The organism is Streptomyces sp. WI03-4A, assembly GCF_033792105.1.
Lineage (GTDB): Bacteria > Actinomycetota > Actinomycetes > Streptomycetales > Streptomycetaceae > Streptomyces > Streptomyces collinus_A.
Window position 1 is genome coordinate 75883 of sequence record NZ_JARAUO010000014.1, and the last position, 17214, is coordinate 93096.

At 72.9% G+C, this 17214-nt stretch carries 17 protein-coding genes; 14 read left to right on the forward strand and 3 right to left on the reverse strand.

Translation table 11 applies throughout. The annotated features are described in order from the left end of the window. The first annotated feature begins 96 nt into the window (after positions 1-96). From sbnB to trpD, 5 genes are all read left to right on the forward strand, one after another. Positions 97-1134, forward strand: a complete 1038-nt coding sequence (gene sbnB, locus PV343_RS16985; protein ID WP_319147755.1) for a 2,3-diaminopropionate biosynthesis protein SbnB — start codon at positions 97-99, stop codon at positions 1132-1134. Positions 1135-1176: 42 nt separating this feature from the next. Next, positions 1177-2688: an anthranilate synthase component I family protein gene (locus tag PV343_RS16990; RefSeq protein ID WP_319147756.1), complete on the forward strand. Its 1512-nt coding sequence runs from the start codon at positions 1177-1179 to the stop codon at positions 2686-2688. Further along, on the forward strand, positions 2685-3272 hold the full coding sequence (locus PV343_RS16995) for an anthranilate synthase component II (protein WP_319147757.1): 588 nt from the start codon (positions 2685-2687) through the stop codon (positions 3270-3272). Before PV343_RS16990 ends, PV343_RS16995 begins: the two co-directional genes overlap by 4 nt. A 236-nt stretch (positions 3273-3508) precedes the next feature. Further along, positions 3509-3730 (forward strand): hypothetical protein, encoded by a 222-nt coding sequence (locus PV343_RS17000; protein ID WP_319147758.1) that lies wholly within the window; start codon positions 3509-3511, stop codon positions 3728-3730. A 39-nt stretch (positions 3731-3769) separates the two neighbouring features. Continuing rightward, complete coding sequence (gene trpD / locus PV343_RS17005) at positions 3770-4846, forward strand: anthranilate phosphoribosyltransferase (RefSeq protein ID WP_319147759.1); 1077 nt, start codon at positions 3770-3772, stop codon at positions 4844-4846. An 83-nt stretch (positions 4847-4929) separates the two neighbouring features. Here trpD and PV343_RS17010 read toward each other — a convergent pair whose 3' ends face one another. The 3 genes from PV343_RS17010 to PV343_RS17020 all read right to left on the reverse strand — a co-directional run bounded on the left by PV343_RS17010 (position 4930) and on the right by PV343_RS17020 (position 8501). After that, positions 4930-6246 (reverse strand): cation:proton antiporter, encoded by a 1317-nt coding sequence (locus PV343_RS17010; protein ID WP_319147760.1) that lies wholly within the window; start codon positions 6244-6246, stop codon positions 4930-4932. Beyond that, a complete protein-coding gene (locus PV343_RS17015) occupies positions 6227-6814 on the reverse strand; it encodes a flavin reductase family protein (protein WP_319147761.1) in 588 nt (195 codons plus the stop codon). Before PV343_RS17015 ends, PV343_RS17010 begins: the two co-directional genes overlap by 20 nt. Positions 6815-6899: 85 nt before the next feature. Next, positions 6900-8501, reverse strand: a complete 1602-nt coding sequence (locus tag PV343_RS17020) for a tryptophan halogenase family protein (protein ID WP_319147762.1) — start codon at positions 8499-8501, stop codon at positions 6900-6902. A 311-nt stretch (positions 8502-8812) separates the two neighbouring features. On the opposite strand from PV343_RS17020, the gene sbnA reads away from it, so the two are divergent. The 9 genes from sbnA (at position 8813) to PV343_RS17065 (ending at position 17155) form a co-directional block, all read left to right on the forward strand. Continuing rightward, complete coding sequence (gene sbnA / locus PV343_RS17025; protein WP_319147763.1) at positions 8813-9829, forward strand: 2,3-diaminopropionate biosynthesis protein SbnA; 1017 nt, start codon at positions 8813-8815, stop codon at positions 9827-9829. A 67-nt stretch (positions 9830-9896) separates the two neighbouring features. After that, a complete protein-coding gene (locus tag PV343_RS17030; protein ID WP_319147764.1) occupies positions 9897-10160 on the forward strand; it encodes an acyl carrier protein in 264 nt (87 codons plus the stop codon). Next, positions 10157-11383 (forward strand): beta-ketoacyl-[acyl-carrier-protein] synthase family protein, encoded by a 1227-nt coding sequence (locus tag PV343_RS17035; RefSeq protein ID WP_319147765.1) that lies wholly within the window; start codon positions 10157-10159, stop codon positions 11381-11383. Before PV343_RS17030 ends, PV343_RS17035 begins: the two co-directional genes overlap by 4 nt. Before the next feature lie 57 nt (positions 11384-11440). Beyond that, the gene (locus PV343_RS17040) at positions 11441-12535 is read left to right on the forward strand and encodes a beta-ketoacyl synthase N-terminal-like domain-containing protein (protein ID WP_319147766.1); all 1095 of its coding nucleotides are present in this window, start codon (positions 11441-11443) and stop codon (positions 12533-12535) included. A gap of 119 nt (positions 12536-12654) precedes the next feature. Further along, positions 12655-13398: a 3-oxoacyl-ACP reductase FabG gene (fabG, locus tag PV343_RS17045; protein ID WP_319147767.1), complete on the forward strand. Its 744-nt coding sequence runs from the start codon at positions 12655-12657 to the stop codon at positions 13396-13398. 26 nt (positions 13399-13424) lie between these two features. Next, the gene (locus PV343_RS17050) at positions 13425-14129 is read left to right on the forward strand and encodes a 2-hydroxychromene-2-carboxylate isomerase (protein ID WP_319147768.1); all 705 of its coding nucleotides are present in this window, start codon (positions 13425-13427) and stop codon (positions 14127-14129) included. Beyond that, the gene (locus PV343_RS17055; RefSeq protein ID WP_319147769.1) at positions 14126-15574 is read left to right on the forward strand and encodes a condensation domain-containing protein; all 1449 of its coding nucleotides are present in this window, start codon (positions 14126-14128) and stop codon (positions 15572-15574) included. Before PV343_RS17050 ends, PV343_RS17055 begins: the two co-directional genes overlap by 4 nt. Then, positions 15571-16746, forward strand: coding sequence for an FAD-dependent monooxygenase (locus PV343_RS17060; protein WP_319147770.1), 1176 nt, complete (start codon positions 15571-15573; stop codon positions 16744-16746). Before PV343_RS17055 ends, PV343_RS17060 begins: the two co-directional genes overlap by 4 nt. Before the next feature lie 184 nt (positions 16747-16930). Then, complete coding sequence (locus PV343_RS17065) at positions 16931-17155, forward strand: MbtH family protein (protein ID WP_319147771.1); 225 nt, start codon at positions 16931-16933, stop codon at positions 17153-17155. The last annotated feature ends 59 nt before the right edge of the window (positions 17156-17214 follow it).

Below are 17214 nucleotides of genomic sequence, written 5' to 3' on the forward strand. Positions count from 1 at the left end.
ACCGCAGCACGCGATGTAGACGCCCAATACCCGGCCGATAAGGCACCTGCCTACTTTCGGCTGGGACAAACGTCAGCCCGAAGTGTGGAGTACAAGATGCCGCCCGTTCCCAAGGCGCCTTCCTTTGCGGTGATTTCCGGGGCTCAGGTCCACCGGGTGCTCGACGGCCGGCACCGGGAGGTGGTGGACCTCATCGAGCGGGCGTACCGCGTCCACGGCGCCGGTGACACCGTCAACCCGCCGTCCTACTTCCTGCGTTTCCCCGACCGTCCGTCCTCCCGCATCATCGCGCTGCCCGCGTCCGCCGGCGGCGACATCCGGGTCGACGGGCTGAAGTGGATCTCCAGCTTCCCCGAGAACGTGGCCGCCGGACTGCCGCGCGCCTCCGCCGTGCTGATCCTCAACGACCACGACACCGGCTATCCGCTGGCCTGCCTGGAGAGCTCCATCATCAGCGCGGCCCGCACGGCGGCCTCGGCGGCGCTGGCCGCGGACACACTGAGCCGGGGGCGCGGGGAACGGCCCCGACGGATCGGGTTCGTCGGCACCGGGCTCATCGCCCGCTACGTCCACCAGTACCTGGCCGGGACCGGCTGGGAGTTCGACGAGACCGGGGTGCACGACCTGTCGGCCGAGCACGCGGCGGGGTTCGCCGGCTACCTGGAGCGGGCGGGCGGCGGCGGGCGCGTCACCGTGCACGAGAAGGCCGAGGACCTGGTCCGCGGCAGCGACCTCGTCGTCTTCGCCACCATCGCCGGCACCCCGCACATCACCGACCCCGGCTGGTTCGGTCACCACCCGCTGGTGCTGCACGTCTCGCTGCGCGACCTGGCACCCGAGGTGATCCTCACCGGCGCCAACTTCGTCGACGACATCGAGCACTGCCTGAAGGCCGACACCTCCCCGCACCTGGCCGAACAGCTCACCGGCGGCCGGGACTTCATCGACGGCACGCTGTACGACGTGCTCACCGGCGCCCGCGCGGTGCCCGCCGACCGGCCCGTGTTCTTCTCCCCGTTCGGCCTCGGCGTCCTGGACCTCGCGCTCGGCAAGCACGTGTACGACGCCCTCGGCGCCTCGGGCGAACTCGCCGTCCAGCCCGACTTCTTCCATGAGCTGCGCCGCTACGGCTGAGCGCACACCCGACCGGTCCACCCCGAGGAAGGGGCCCCACCCGTGACCACCCTGCTCGACCCACCGCCTCCCGCGGCCGGCGCCCCGCGCCGGCCCGTTTCCGTCCGCGTCGACGAGACCCCGCTGCCCCCGCACGACCCGCTCGCCCTCTACGACGCCCTGCGCCGGCGCCTCGGCGACGCGGAGGTGTTCCTCCTGGAGAGCCTGGAGGCGCCCGAACACGAGGGCGGCGACTCCCTCGTCGGCCACGGCCGGCTCGCCGAACTCCAGGTGCACGCCGACCGGGTCACCGTCGAGGGCATCGCGCCGGTGGCGGCCGCGCTGCACACCGCCGCCGACGCCCTGGGCCTGGCCGCGCTGCCGGACGGGGCGCGCGCGCTCACCTCCGGCGACCAGGTGTGGGAGCTGCTGCGCGCCGCGCAGCGGGCGTTCTCCGTGGAGACCGCGGTGCCCGCGGACACCTACGCCTTCGGGTTCCTGGCCACCGTCGGCTACGGCGCAGCCTGGCACATGGAGCGGCTGCCGCGGCGAACCGCCGACGGCGGCCCCGACCTGGTGCTCGGTCTGTTCCGGGAGGTCGTCCACTACGACGGCGCCACCGGCACGGTCCGGCTGCGCACCGCGCACAGCGCGGACTTCCCGCCCGCCGGCGCCGGAACGGTCCCGGCGGCCGTGGCCCGGCTGAGCCCGTCGTCCCGCGCCGTGCCGGAGGCGCCGGTGCCGCGCGCGGTGCACGACAGCACCGACGAGGAAACGTTTCTGGGGCACGTCGAGCGCTGCCTCGGGCACATCGGGGTCGGCGACATCTACCAGATCCAGATCGGCCACCGCATCGACGTCACCACGGACCTCGCCCCGCTCGACGTCTACCGTCGGCTGCGGCACCGCAACCCCTCGCCGCACATGTACCTCGTGCCGCGCGCCGGGACCACGCTGATCGGCGCCAGCCCCGAGGTGCTGTTCGCCGCCCACGGGGACCGGATCGTGATGCGGCCCATCGCCGGCACCACCCCGAGGAGCGGGGAGGCGGCCGTCGACGGCCCCCGGATCGCGGCACTGCGGGCCAGCGAGAAGGAGCGCGCCGAGCACGTGATGCTGGTCGACCTGTGCCGCAACGACATCGGCCGCGTGTGCCGGCCCGGCACGCTGGCCGTCGAGCGGCTGATGACCGTCGAGACGTACTCGCACGTCTTCCACCTGGTCTCCGCCGTCGAGGGGCGGCTCGCGGCCGGTGAGGACACCTGGTCCGCGCTGCGCGCCACCTTCCCGGCGGGCACCGTCACCGGTGCGCCGAAGATCCGCGCCATGGAGATCATCGAGGAGCTGGAGAGCGAACCGCGCCGGATGTACGCCGGTGCCGTCGGCCTGGTGGACATGCGCGGCTGGTCCCGGCTCGCGCTGTGCATCCGCACCGTCTCCCACGACGGGACGACGTACTCCACCCAGGCGTGCGCGGGCATCGTCGCCGACTCCGACCCGCACGCCGAGTGGCGCGAGACGCTGCACAAGATGGGCGCCGCCTACTGGGCGCTGACCGGTGAGGAGCTGCTGTGAACGTCCTGCTCGTCGACGCCTATGACAGTTTCACCCACATCATCGACCAGTACCTGCGCACCCTCGGGGCGCGTACCGAGGTGGTGCGCTCGGGCACCCGGACCCCCGGGCAACTGCTGGCCGGGGAGCCGGACGCGGTGGTGCTCGGCCCCGGACCCGGACACCCGGCCGAATCCGGGCACGTGGAGCTGGTGCACGCCTTCGCCGGGCGCGTGCCGCTGCTCGGCATCTGCCTGGGCCACCAGGCCATCGGGCTCGCCTACGGGGCCGAGGTGGCCGTCGCCGGCCGGCTCAAGCACGGCAAGACCAGCCCGGTCTCGCACGACGGGACCGGGGTGTTCGCCGGGCTCGGCACCGAGGTGGTGGCCACCCGCTACCACTCGCTGATCGTCGCCGAACCGCTGCCCGAGGAGCTGGCGGTGACCGCGCGCGCGGTGGACGACGGCTACGTCATGGGGCTCCGGCACCGCGAACTGGCCGTGGAGGGCGTCCAGTTCCATCCGGAGTCGGTGACCACGGCCGGCGGCATGCGGCTGCTGGAGAACTTTCTGGCGGGCGCGGCGGCGATGGAGCGGGTCGCTTGAGCGGAATTGGTGGCACCGGGTGCGGAATTAACCGTACCGGTGCCGATTCGCCTCCCGGGGATATCGGAATTCATTGGTCCATATCCTCGAAAACACCCTCTGACCTGCAAGTATATCGTCGTTATCGTGGACGGTCGCAGGGCGAAGTTGGAGCGATAATAAAGCGAAGCGGCACCCCCATAGATTTCTTGCTGTCGGAACGAAACGCAGCAACGAAAAGCCAACGGGAGACGAAAATGCAGCTCGTCAGCACCGCTCGCCGCAACAAGCTCCAGGCTCTCGTCCTCGCCGCCCTGACCGCCGGGGCCGTGTTCACCGCCGTGGCGGGTGCCGACCACGCCGAGGCGCAGCCGCGGCCGGCCGCGGTGGCCGACGGGCCCGTCCAGGCCGGTGTCGTGGTCTCCGGCGACGGAGTGACCGTGACGCTGGGCACCGACGGTGTCGACCCCTGGAGCTAGGCCGCGGCGCGGCCGGCCACGGACCGAAGGAGAGCACCTGTGAAGACAGGCACCGAACGGGAGCGTACGGAGCGCTCCTGGCCCGTACTGCTCGGCTCCGTACTGAACGGCCGTGACCTCTCCGGTGCGGACACCGCGTGGGTCATGGACCAGGTGATGCGGGGCAACGCCCCGGACGCCCTGATCGCCGGCTTCCTGGTCGCCCTGCGCGCCAAGGGGGAGACCGTCGGCGAACTGGAGGGGCTGGTCAGGGGAATGATGGCGCACGCCGTGCGCATCGACGTGCCGGGGAGGACCGTCGATGTGGTGGGCACCGGAGGAGACGGGGCCAACACGGTCAACATCTCCACCATGGCCGCCGTCGTGGCGGCGGGCGCCGGAGCGCGGGTCGTCAAGCACGGCAACCGCGCGGCGAGTTCGGCCTCGGGCTCGGCCGACGTGCTGGAGCGGCTCGGGGTGAACCTCAGGATCCCGCCGGGGCAGGTCGCCGCGGTGGCCGAGGAGGCCGGCATCACCTTCTGCTTCGCCCCCGACTTCCACCCGGCGATGCGGCACGCGGCGGGGGCGCGCCGAGCACTGGGTATCCCGACCGTGTTCAACGCCCTGGGACCGCTGACCAATCCGGCGGCGCCCTCGGCGCACGCGGTCGGCGTCTCCGACCCGCGGCTGCTGCCGCTGGTCGCCGGGGTACTTGCGCGGCGGGGGGCCACCGCGCTGGTGTTCCGGGGCGACGACGGGCTGGACGAGCTGACCGTGACGACCACGTCCACCGTGTTCACGGTGGCCGGGGGCCAGCTCCGCCAGGAGACCTTCGACCCGCGGGACGTCGGTGTCGCCCTCGCGCCCGTCGAGGCGCTGCGCGGCGGCGACGCCGAGCACAACGCGGAGGTGGCGCGCCGGATGCTCGACGGCGAGCGGGGCCCGGTGCGCGACGCGGTGCTGCTGTCGGCGGCGGCGGCCCTGGCCGCCGAGAGCGCCGGCGGCCGCACGGTCACCGAGCGCATCGGCGCCGCGCTGGGCCGGGCCGCCGAGGCCGTCGACTCGGGAGCGGCCCGGGCGACGCTGGAGCGGTGGGTGGAGGTGACCACGGAGCGGGCACTGGCACCGGCCGCGTGAACGAGCGGGCCCCCGGAGGTGGAGGTGATCCGCCCCGGGGGCCGCGCCCCGTACTCGCCGCCGGCCCCGCGCGGGCCCCGGCCTCACACGCCGGACGGGCTGGGTTCGGTGGACCGCTGGACGGCGTCCGCCGTCTCCTGCGGGGGTTCGGCACGGGCCGGGGACGCGGGCAGCGGCTCCCGGCGGAACCAGGTGAGGGCGGGGGAGGTGACGGCGGTCGTGACGAGGGCCATGAGGACCAGGATGGTGAACAGCGACGGGCCGATCACCCCCAGCTGGAGGCCGAGGTTGAGGACGACCAGCTCGGTCAGGCCGCGGCAGTTCATCAGCGCGCCGATGGACATCGCCTCCCGCCACGGCTCGCCGGCCAGGCGGGCCACCGCCGTGCTGCCGCCCCACTTGCCGAAGGCGGCCACCACGAGCACCGCGCCCGCCCACAGCCACTGCGTCGGATCGCCGCCCAGCAGCCCGATGTCGGTCTTCAGGCCCGTGCTGACGAAGAACAGGGGCAGCAGCACCGGCACGGTGAACGCCCGCAGGCGTGCCGCGGAGATCTCGACCGTGCGGGAGCCGCGCGGGGTCATCACGCCGAACAGGAACGCGCCGAACAGCGCGTGGATTCCGATCCGGTCGGTGACGAAGGCCGACAGGCACAGACCGCAGAACAGAGCCACCAGCACGGTGGACTCCACCACCCGCCCCGCCCGTGCGGCGGCCCGGGCGAGCAGCGGCCGCACCACCCACAGCATCACCGCGAGGAACACCGCCGACCACAGCGCCGTGAACGCCGCGTCCTGCAGCGAGCCGCTCGCGCCGACCGCCGCGACCACCGCGAGCAGGCACCAGGCGGTCACGTCGTCGACGGCCGCGCAGGCCATCGCCAGCGAGCCGAGCCGGGTGGTGTACATGCCGCGGTCGGTGAGGATGCGGGCCAGCACCGGGAACGCGGTGATGCTCATGGACACCGCGATGAACAGGACGAACGGCAGCCGGCCCACGCCCTCGGGAGCGAACGTGCCGTACATGCCGAGCGCCAGCAGCGAGCCGAGCACCAGCGGCAGGGCGATGCTGACCTGAGAGACGGCCACCGCGGTACGGCTGTGCCCGCGCAGCGCCGACAGGTCCAGTTCGAGGCCGACCAAGAACATGAAGGCCAGCAGCCCCAGGTTGCCCAGCGCGCCGATGTACGGCAGCACCTCGGGCGGGAAGAGCCAGTGCTGGAGCGAGGGCGAGACCCAGCCGAGCAGGGACGGGCCGAGCAGGATGCCCAGGGTCATCTCGCCGATCACGGGCGGCTGGCCCATCCGCCGGAACAGGCCGGCGCCCGCGCGGCAGGCGGCGATCACCACCGGGACCGCGATCAGCAGGTCGGGCAACGGGTCAAAGGCGGGAGCCGACACGGGTGTCTCCTTCGAGTGCGGTGGACAGGGGGACCTCGGCGGCGGCCTCGGCCAGCGGGCTCGTCGCCACCGACCAGCGGGCGTACCGCCGGCGGCCGTACAGCAGGGGCTCTCCCGCGTCGGCCAGCGTGACGCCGGTGACCCGGCCGAAGACGGCCGTGTGGTCGCCGACCTCGACCGCCTGCGTGACCTCGCAGTCCGCCACGGCCAGCGCCGCCCCGGTGAGGTGGGGGCCGCCGGCGCCCAGCGGGAGCCGCCACTCGGCGCGCTCGAAGCGGTCGGTGGCGCCGGAGGCGAACAGGTCCGAGACGGCGCGGGCCCGCTCGTCCAGCAGGTTGACGGCGAACCGGCCGCTGTCCAGGGCCGCCCGCAGGGTGGGGCCCGCGGTGCGCAGGCAGACCACGAGGGTGGCCGGGTCGAGGGCCACGCTCGCCAGGGAGCTGCAGGTCATCCCGCGCGGCGCGGAGTCGGTGCCGAGTGCGGTCACGACGGAGACCCCGGACGGGAAGCAGGACATCAGCGGGCGTATGTCGGTGTTGTCGGACGACGTGCTCAGGGATGTGCTCATGCAGGAGGACTCCTGTCGGTGAGAGGCCGGCGGTGCCGCGCCGCGGGGAGCGGCGGGCACCGCCGTGCGGTGCTGTGCCGAGGGCCTACTTGCCGTGCAGTTGGCGCAGGTAGTCGTGGGCGCTGGGCAGCGTCTGCAGCAGGTGCTCCTGCTGCTGGCGCACCTGCTCGAAGAGCGGCTGGGCACCCGCCACGGACTCCGGCTTGTGGGCGAGCGCGGGCAGCGGGGTGTCCGGTTCCAGACCGAGGCCGGCGAAGATGCAGTAGTAACTTCCGTTGGTCCAGAAGTTGCGGAACTCCGCCTCGAAGTTGCCGTAGTACGTCGACTCGTCGGCGATCGGCGAATTGATCGGGAGGCCCGCCTTGTAGGCCTCGATCTTCTTCTGGATGTTCTCCGGGAGGACCAGTTCCTTCTGTGCGCGCCAGAACGGGCTGTCGTTCCGCGGGGCGTAGTAGAAGTGGGCCTGGATGAAGTCGCGGGTGTCGTCGAACATCACCTCGATCTCGTTGTTGAAGCTGTCGGCGAGCGCCGGGTTGAAAGAGCGGTCCGGGAAATGCTTCGCGAGCTGGTAGATGGCGGCCGTGATGAAGTAGATGCCGGTCGACTCCAGCGGCTCCAGGAAGCAGGAGGCGAGGCCGATGCTCACCACGTTGTTGACCCAGGCGCGACGGTTGCGGCCGACCCGGAAACGGACGTGGTTGAATTGCGTCTCGTTCGGGTCGAGACCCCACATCTCGCAGAATTCCGCGGTGGCCTCCTCCTGCGTGGTGAATTTGCTGGAGTAGACGTAACCGGAGCCGAAGCGGCCCGGCATCGGGATCTTCCAGCTCCAGCCGGACGACATCGCGATGGCCGAGGTGTACGGCTCCACGCCGTTCGCCTCGTCGTCGTGCGGGACGGCGGTGGCGACCGCGCGGTCGCACATGAGGTGGTCGCTCATGTCCAGGAACGGCTCGCCCAGGGCCTTGTTGATGAGCAGCCCGCGGAAGCCCGAGCAGTCCACGAACAGGTCGGCGTCCATGACCCGGCCGGACTTGCAGTGCAGCGCGGTCACGTATCCGCGTTCGTCCTGCTCGACCCGCACCATCTCGTCCTGGACGTGCTCCACACCCTGCTTCTCGACGGCGAACCGGCGCAGGAAGTCGGCGACCAGCGCGGCGTCGAAGTGCCAGGCGTAGCGGGTGGAGGGGGTGCCGTCGAGCCACTTCGGGGAGAGCTTCGCGTCCATCACCGGCGGCTCGCGGAAAACGGCGTAGTCGAACGGCTGGTCCGTGCGGCCCTCGTACTTGTTCTTGAACCAGTACTGCGACAGCGGGGTGTTGTCGTGGTCGGGCAGGATGCCGAACGGGTGGTAGAAGTGGTCCGGCCGGCCGTCCTCGAGCGTACGGGCCCCGGGCTCACCGCGGCCCGGCGTGCGCCAGTTGACGAATCGCACCGCCATCTTGAAACTGGCGTTGCACTCGCGCATCCACTCCTCCTCGGGTATCCCGAGGTAGTCGAAGAGCACGCGGTGCAGGTTCGGCACGGTCGCCTCGCCGACGCCGATTCTCGGAATGGCGGGCGCCTCGAGCACCTGGATGTCCACGGTGCCCTGAAGAGCCTTGCCGAGGTAGGCGGCGGTCATCCAGCCGGCCGTACCGCCGCCGAGAATGACTACCTTGCGGATACGCGAGTCGTTGTCGGTCATGTGCGGGGCTCTCTCTTCTGGTCGGGTGGGTCGGGAGCACATTCGTCCCGATGCTGTCGAGCGATTCCACGCCAGATTCGGAGGGCCGGCTATGCCGTTTCTATAGATGGCTGGAATCTCGGCTTGAGCAGCCTTGTATGGGTGAGGTATAGGCGGCCCGGCGATTGTCGGTGCGCATGGAAAACCGCCCCGCAACTCCCAGCAGAGGATGGCTGCATCAGATGCCGTACGAAGACGGGAATGCCGTTGTCCAGGGGCCGGGCGGACTCCCCGGAACTCCGCCGGCCGGACTCAAGGGAATCCTTTCCACGGTGGGGAGAACCCCGCTGATCGAGCTGGAACGCCTCGTCCCGGGATTCCCCGGCAGGCTGCTGGCCAAGGCCGAACGGTTCAACCCCGGCGGCAGTGTCAAGGACCGCTCCGCGCTCGGCATGGTGCTGGGCCGGATCCGTTCCGGGGAGCTCGTGCCCGGCCGCTCCACGGTGATCGAGTCCAGCTCCGGCAACCTCGCCATCGGGCTCGCCCAGATCTGCGGGTACTTCGGACTGCGCCTCGTCTGCGTGGTCGACGCCCGCACCACCCAGCAGAACATCGCGATCCTGCGCGCCTACGGCGCCGAGGTCGAGGTGGTCCGCGAACCGGACCCGGTCACCGGCGAACTGCTGCCCGCGCGGCTGCGCCGGGTGGCCGAGCTGCTGGCCACGACACCCGACTCGTACTGGCCCGACCAGTACGCCAACCCGCTCAACCGGCAGGCCCATCTGACCACCATGCGGGAGATCGCCGAGGAGCTCGACGGCCGGGTGGACCACCTGGTGCTGGCCGCCGGCACCGGCGGCACCCTCGGGGGCTGCGCCGAGTACATCCGGCAGGCCGGCCTGAGCACCACCGTGCACGCCGTCGACGCCGTCGGCAGCGTGCTGTTCGGCCCGACCGCGAGCTGCAAGCGGCTGGTGCCCGGGCACGGCGCCTCGGTACGGCCCAAACTGCTGCGTCCCGCGGACGCCGCGCACGTCGTCCACGTCACCGACCTGGACTGCGTGGTGGGCTGCCGGCGGCTGGTGCGGCGCGAGGCGATCCTCGCGGGCGGCTCCTCCGGAGCGGTCGTGTCCGCGCTGGACCGCGTCCTGCCGCGGGTCGAGCCGGGCGCCACCGTCGTGCTGATCCTGCCCGACGGCGGCGACCGCTACCTCGACACCATCTACGACGACGCCTGGGTCCGCCGGCACTTCGGTGCCGTCGCCCACCTCTGGGCGGAGACCGGAGACGCCGTATTCCCTCAACAGGTCGCGCACAGCGTCGAGTTGGCGGATATAGGCCATCGATAGCAAGTCCGCCCAGCATGGTCGGCATCGACCACGGAACCCCACCCGACCCTTTTCACGGAGGCACCCCATGACCACGCAGATCCCCGCCCTGGACGACGCGGCGCGCACCCAGATCAAGGACATCGTCTGCGACATCCTGGAGCTGGAGCTCGACGAGGTCTCCAACACCAGCCTGTTCAAGGAGGAGCACGACGCCGACTCGCTGCGCACCATCGAGATCCTCGCCTCCCTGGAGCGCACCTTCGGCATCACCCTGAAGCAGTCCGAGCTGAGCCGCATGGTCAACCTCGCCGGCGTCTACGCCGTGGTCGCCGAGGCCAAGGCCCAGTGACCGGCGCCCGGCACCGGGTGGTCGTCACCGGCCTCGGGGTGGTGACCAGCATCGGCACCGGAGTGGACGCGTTCGCCGCGGGCCTCAGGGCCGGGCGCAGCGGGGCGAAGCCGATCACCGCCTTCGACACCACCGGCTTCGCCTACTCCAACGCCTGCGAGATCACCGACTTCGACCCCGAGGCCTGGATCACCGAGCAGTCCCCGGACGACCTCGGCCGGGCCGCCCAGTTCGCGGTGGCCGCGAGCCGGATGGCGGTGGCCGACGCCGGCCTCACCGAGGAGCAGGTGCGCGCGGTCCGGTCGCTGGTCTCCGTCGGCACCACCGACGGGGAGTCCCGCGACCTGGACCACCTCACCGCACTCCAGGTCTCCGGCGGCGACGACGTGCTCGACGCCGTGGTGGCCCGCCGGGTCTGGCCGGGCCGGCTGTCCGCGGGGATCGTGCGCGAACTCGCCCTGGAGGACGTCGAGACGGTCACCGTCCCCACCGCGTGCGCGGCCGGCAACTACGCGGTCGGCTACGGCTACGACGCCATCAGCTCCGGCGACGTCGAGATGGCGCTGTGCGGCGGCGCGGACGCGCTGTGCCGCAAGACCTTCACCGGCTTCTACCGGCTCGGCACCATCGCACCCGACGTGTGCCGCCCCTTCGACGCCGACCGGCAGGGCATCCTGACCGGCGAGGGCGCCGGCATCCTGCTCATGGAGTCGCTGGAGTCGGCCCTGGCCCGCGGCGCCCGCATCTACGCCGAGGTGCTCGGCTACGGGCTGTCCTGCGACGCGAGCCACCCGGTCGCCCCGGACCGCGACTCGATCGCCCGCTGCATCACCGCGGCCCACCGCAACGCCGGGATCGAGGCGGCCGACGTCGACTTCATCTCGGCGCACGGCACCGGCACCAGGGCCAACGACGTCACCGAGGTCGGCGCGATCCGGCAGGTGTTCGGCGAGGAGCTGCCGCGCACCGTGTCGATCAAGTCGATGATCGGGCACACCATGGGCGCCGCCAGCGCCCTCGCCTCGGCGGCCTGCGCGCTCGCCCTGCGCGACGGCTTCATCCCGCCGACCGTCAACCACCGCACCACCGACCCCGAGTGCGCCGTCGACTGCGTGCCCAACGAGGCGGTCGAGGCCGAGCTGAAGGTCGTGCAGAACAACGGCCTCGCCTTCGGCGGGAACAACGCGGTACTGGTGCTCGGCCGGTGGGACACCGCGGCCTGACGACACCGCGGCCCGCGACGAAGACAACACACGAGTCACAGAGGGGAGTGGGACGCCATGGCAGCCGAAACGGGCGCGCCGCCGGCGGAGCTGGTGATATCGGGCTGGGCCGTGTCCTCGCCGTACGGACTGGGCAGGACCGCCTTCGCCGGGGGCCTCGCGTCCGGGCGGCGCGCGATCGCCCCGCTGGACGGCGCCGACTGGCCGGTGCCGTACGAGGAGGCCGGGCTGATCCCCGGCTTCGACATCAAGGCGGTGCTCGGCCGCAAGGGCACCCGTTCCATGGACCGGGTCACCGGCATCGCGGCCGCCACGGTCGGGATGCTCCTTCAGGAGTACGGGGCCGGCCTGGCCGCCGACGCGGAGTCGACCGGGCTGGTGCTCGGCACCTCCGGCAGCGTGCAGTCGATCATGGACTTCACCCGGGACGCGCTCACCGGCGACAAGCCCTACCTCGTGGACCCGGCGCGCTTCCCCAACACCGTCATGAACTGCCCCACCGGGCAGAGTGCCATCCGGCACACCCTCAAGGGCCCCAACGTCACCGTCTCCGGCGGCGCGGCGACCGCGCTGCTCTCCCTGCAGTACGCCTCCCGGCTGCTGCGCGGCGGGCACGGCAGGGCGCTGCTGGCCGGCGCCGCCGAGGAGTTCTCCGTGCAGCGCGCCCGCCTGGAGCGGGTGGCCGACCACGGCGGGGCGGCGCCGCAGCCGCTCGGCGAGGGTGCCGCGCTGTTCCTGCTGGAGGGTGCGGCCGACGCCCGCGAGTCCGGCCGCCCGGTGCTCGCCACCGTCCTCGGCTCCCGCTTCCGCGCCTTCCAGGACACCGCGCTGGCCGGTACCACGCTGGAGCGCTGCGTCGCCGACGTGCTGGCCGCCGCCGGCGCCGCGCCGGACGACGTGGAGCTGATCGCGCCCGGTACCCCGCCCGGACTGCTCGGCAAGCAGGAGGAGTCCGCCCTGGACGGACTCACCGGCAACCGGCTTCCGGTGCGCTCCCTGGTCGGCGACGCCGGGGCGGCCTCCGCCGCCTTCCAGCTCGCCGCCGTCCTCGCCGAGGCCGAGGCCGACCCGCGCCTGGTGGACCGGCTGACCCTGGTCACCGCCGTCGACCGGGACGGCACGGCGGGCGCGCTGCTGCTGCGGCCGGCCTGACCGACGTACCCGGTCCGTACCCCGCACCCCGTACCCCTCACCCAGCCCGTTTCCCACCGGTCGCGCTCCGGGCGGCCGGCGGTCCGAACGTCCAACGTCCCTAGGAGAGAGGCAAGTCCATGTCCGACACACCGAGGCCGGTGGCACTCGTCACCGGTGGATCGCGCGGGATCGGGCGGGCCGTCGTGGAGACGCTGGCCCGGGACGGTCACGACGTGGCGCTGTGTTTCCAGTCCAACGAGCAGGCCGGCGAGATCGCCGCCAAGGCGGCCGCCGCGCACGGCGCGCGGACCCTCGCCCGGCGGGTCGACGTCACCGACCGCGCCGCCGTGGCGGGCTTCGTACGGGAGACCGAGGACACGCTCGGCCCGGTGGAGGTGCTGGTCACCGCGGCCGGGATCGTCCGCGACGGCCACCTGGCGATGATGGCCGACGAGGACTGGGACGCCGTGCTGCGCACCAACCTCGACGGCACGTACAACTTCGTCAAGGCGCTCGCCTTCCCCATGATGAAGCAGCGCCGCGGCACCGTGATCACCCTCTCCTCGGTCGCGGCCGAGGGCCACGCCACCCAGACCAACTACTCCGCGTCCAAGGCCGGGATCATCGGCCTGACCAAGGCCTTCGCCAAGGAGGCGGGCCGGGCCGGCATCCGCGCCAACGTGGTCGCCCCCGGCTTCATCGGCACCGACATGACCGGCGGGCTCTCCGAGAAGCACGTCAGGGAGATGACCCGGCGCATCCCGCTGGCCCGCTTCGGCGAGCCGCAGGAGGTCGCCGAACTGGTGTCCTTCCTCGCGGGCCCGCGTGCCTCCTACATCACCGGACAGGTCTTCGCCATCGACGGCGGACTGGTCGTCTGACCCGGGCACCACGGAAGGAATCAGCCATGCCACGCGCCGCCCGGCCGCCGCGGTTCTACTTCAACCTGCGCAGCCCCTACAACTTCTTCGCCCTGCGCGCGCTGCGCGCCCACCGCCCCGAACTGCTCGACCGGCTCGAGTGGCGGCCCTTCTGGGAGCCCGACGAGACCAGCGGCAAGCTGCTCGCCGAGGCCGGGGCCGAGTTCCCGTACACGCCCATGTCCCGGGCCAAGCAGTTCTACATCCTGCGCGACGTGCGCCGGCTGGCCACCGCCCGCGGCCTCGACCTGACCTGGCCCGTGGACGCCACGCCCTGGTGGGAGCCGGCGCACCTGACCTGGTTCGTCGCCGAGCGGCACGGGCTCGGCCAGGCCTGGGTGGAACGGGCCGGCCGCGCCCGCTGGCTGGAGGGCCGCGACCTGTGCGACCCGGCCACCGTCGCGGAACTCGCCGCCGAACTCGGCTTCGAGGCCGCCGACACCGACGACCCCGACCTGCGCGCCCAGGGCGCCCGGGCCCTGCTGGACGTCGTGCGCGACGGCGTGTTCGGGGTGCCGTACTTCATCAACGGCTCGGAGCCCTACTGGGGCCTGGACCGGGTGGCCGACTTCGTCGCCTCCTTCGACGAGCCGGCCGACGGCTCGGGCGAGGGCCCCGGCCCCGACGCAGCCGACCTGTCCGTCGTCGCCGGCCGCGCCTCCGACCTGAGCCACGCGGGAGGCTGCGGATGAGCACCGCCGTACGAGCGCTGCCGCTCACCGCGATCCAGGAGTCGATGTGGACGGCGTACCGCATCGCGCCGGACAGCGCCGCCTACAACATCGTCATGCCGCTCAGGCTGCGCGGCCGGATCGACCCCGCCGCCATGGACGCGGCCGTCGCCTCGGTCGGCGAGCGCCAGGAGCTGCTGCGCTCCGTCTTCACCGAGCAGGACGGCCGCCCGGTCCGGGTGGTCTCCGAACAGCCGCTGGTGCGCCTGGAGTTCCGGGACCTCGACGGCACCGACGAGAGCCGGCTGTTCCAGGCCGCCGAGGAGGCCGGGGCGCGGCCGTTCCGCCTGGAGGCGGGCACCTTCCGGGTCGTCCTGCTGCGGCGCGCCGACGACGACTGGGCGCTGGTCACCTCCGCCCACCACATCGTCAGCGACTTCACCTCGCGCTGGCTGCTGGTCCGCGACGTCCTGGACGCCTACGCCGGGCACGCCGCCGGCACCGCGCCCGGCTGGCGCCCGCTGACCTCCTCGTACAGCGAGTACGCGGCCGAGGAACTGCGCTACACCGCCTCCGACGAGGGCCTGCGGGCCGCCGAGGAGTGGCGGGCCGCGATGAGCGGCTCGGCCCCCGCCGAACTGCCGCTGGACCGGCCCAGGCCGCGGGTGCGGTCGCTGCGCGGCGCCACCGTGGTGCGACGTCTCGCGGCGGAGTCGGCCGACGGGCTCGGCCCGGCCGCGCACACCGCGGGCGTGACCCCGTTCGCCTACCTGCTGTCCGTGTTCCAGGCCCTCACCCACCGCTGGAGCGGCCAGGACGACTTCCTGCTCGGCGTGCCCGCCTCCGCGCGCTCCGGGCGCGGGCAGCGGGACCTGATCGGCTGCTTCCTCAACACCATGCCGGTGCGCGCCGAGTTCGGCCCCGACACCACGTTCCGGTCGGCGGCCGCGCAGGCCGGCGAGCGGGTCATGCGGGGCATGCTCGGGGTGCGCCACCCCTGCGGGCTCGCCTTCCCGGACACCGTCCTGTTCCGGGCCGCGCTGTTCCTGGTCCAGATGGACCGGATGCAGCCGCCCGTGCCCAACGTGCCGCCGGGCGAGGCCGTCGGCCCGTCCGTCCCCTACGCCGGGCTCGACATCGCCCTGATCGACGTGCCCCAGCAGGAGGGACAGCTCGACCTGCTGCTGCGCATCGAGCAGACCCCGGACGGTGTCACCGCCGTCTTCTCCTACGACACCGACGTGCTGGACCGCGCGAGCGTGGAGCGGTTCGCGGACGGCTACGAGCGGCTGCTCGCGGCCGCCGTGCGGGACCCGGACACCCGCGTCGCGGACGTGGAACTGGCCGGCGCCGCCGACCTGGACGCCCTCCTCGCGCTCGGCGACTCCGGCACCTACGGCGACTTCGCCTTCGACGAGTCGTACGACGCCTTCGAATCCTTCGAGAACGCCTGGGACCACCGATGATGACGACCAACACGATCGCGGTGACCGGCGCCGGCATCGGCGGCCTGGCCGCCGCCGCGGCCCTGCACCGGCGGGGCATCGACGTACACGTCTACGAGCGCGGCGACAGCCTGCGCGAACAGGGCGTCGGCATGCACCTGGGGCCCAACGGCACCCGGCTGCTGCACCGGCTCGGCCTGGCCGATGAGCTGGAGCGGGTCGCGGTGCGGCCCGAGGCGCTGGAGGTGCGGGCCTTCCACGACGGCTCGCTGGTGACGCGGCAGGAGATGGGCGCGGCCTGGGAGCGGGCGTTCGGCGCGCCCTACCTCACCGTGCACCGCGGTGACCTGCACCGGATGCTGGCCGCCCTGCTGCCCGCCGCCCGGGTGCACACCGGGCGCGAACTGGTGGCGTACGAGGAGAGCCGCAAGGGCGTCACCCTGCGCTTCGCCGACGGCACCGCGACCCGGGCCTCGGCGCTGGTGGGCGCGGACGGCGTGCACTCGGTGGTGCGGCGCTCGCTCACCGGGGACGAGCGGCCGGTCTACTCGGGCAACAGCGCGCTGCGCGGCCTCGTGGACGCCGCCGACGTGCCCGAGCTGGACCCGACGGTGATGTACATGTTCGCCGGACCGGCGGCCCGGGTGCTGGTGTACCCGGTCAGCGGCGGACGGCAGTTCACCTACGTCGTGGTCGCGCCGGCGCCCGAGGGGATCGCCGAGTCCTGGACCAGCACGGCCGGCCGCGCCGACCTGGACGCCGCGCTCGGCGGCTGGGCGCCGCAGGTGCGCGCGCTCGTCGGGGCGGCCCGCGAGGTACGGCGCTGGGCGCTGTACGACCGGGCCCCGCTGCGGCGCTGGAGCACCGCCCGCACCACGCTGCTGGGCGACGCGGCCCACCCGATGCTGCCGCACCACGGCCAGGGCGCCAACCAGGCCGTCGAGGACGGCGTCGCGCTCGCCGTCTGCCTCGCCGAGGCCGGGCCGGGCGGCGACGGGATCGCCGCCGCGCTGGACCGGTACGAGGCGGTGCGCCGGCCGCACACCACACGGGTGCAGCTCGGTTCACGGGACGGGAAGGCCCCAGGCAAGGGCGTGCGGGAGCAGGCGGCCGACGTGTCCTGGATCCTCGCGCACGACGTCGAACGGAGCCTGTACGAGGAGGTGGCGGTGTCCGGGGACACCGCGGCCTGACCGCGTTCCCGCCCGACCGCGTTCCCCCCCCCGGGCCCTTTCCGTGCCGTTCGCCGTGCCCTCGCCGCGCCCGGGTCCGAGCCGCGCAAGGGGGCGTGCGCGCGGGCGTATAGAGGCCCGATACGTCACTGATAGCGCCGAGTTCAACCATGGGCCACACCTGACCGCACAGAAGGGACGTCCCATGGCCGAACAGACGACCGACGAGGCCGTGTACCGCGTGGTGCTCAACGACGAGGAGCAGTACTCGACCTGGTGGGCCGACCGTCCGCTGCCGGCCGGCTGGCACGCCGAGGGCACCGAGGGCTCCCGCGAGGACTGCCTGGCGCGGATCGACACCGTGTGGACCGACATGCGCCCGCTGAGCCTGCGCCTGCGGATGGCGCAGACCGGCCCCACGGCGGCCTGATCCGGCCGCCGGCCCCGCCGGGCCCCGTCCGCCCCTCCCGCGTGCTCCGCGCGCCCCCA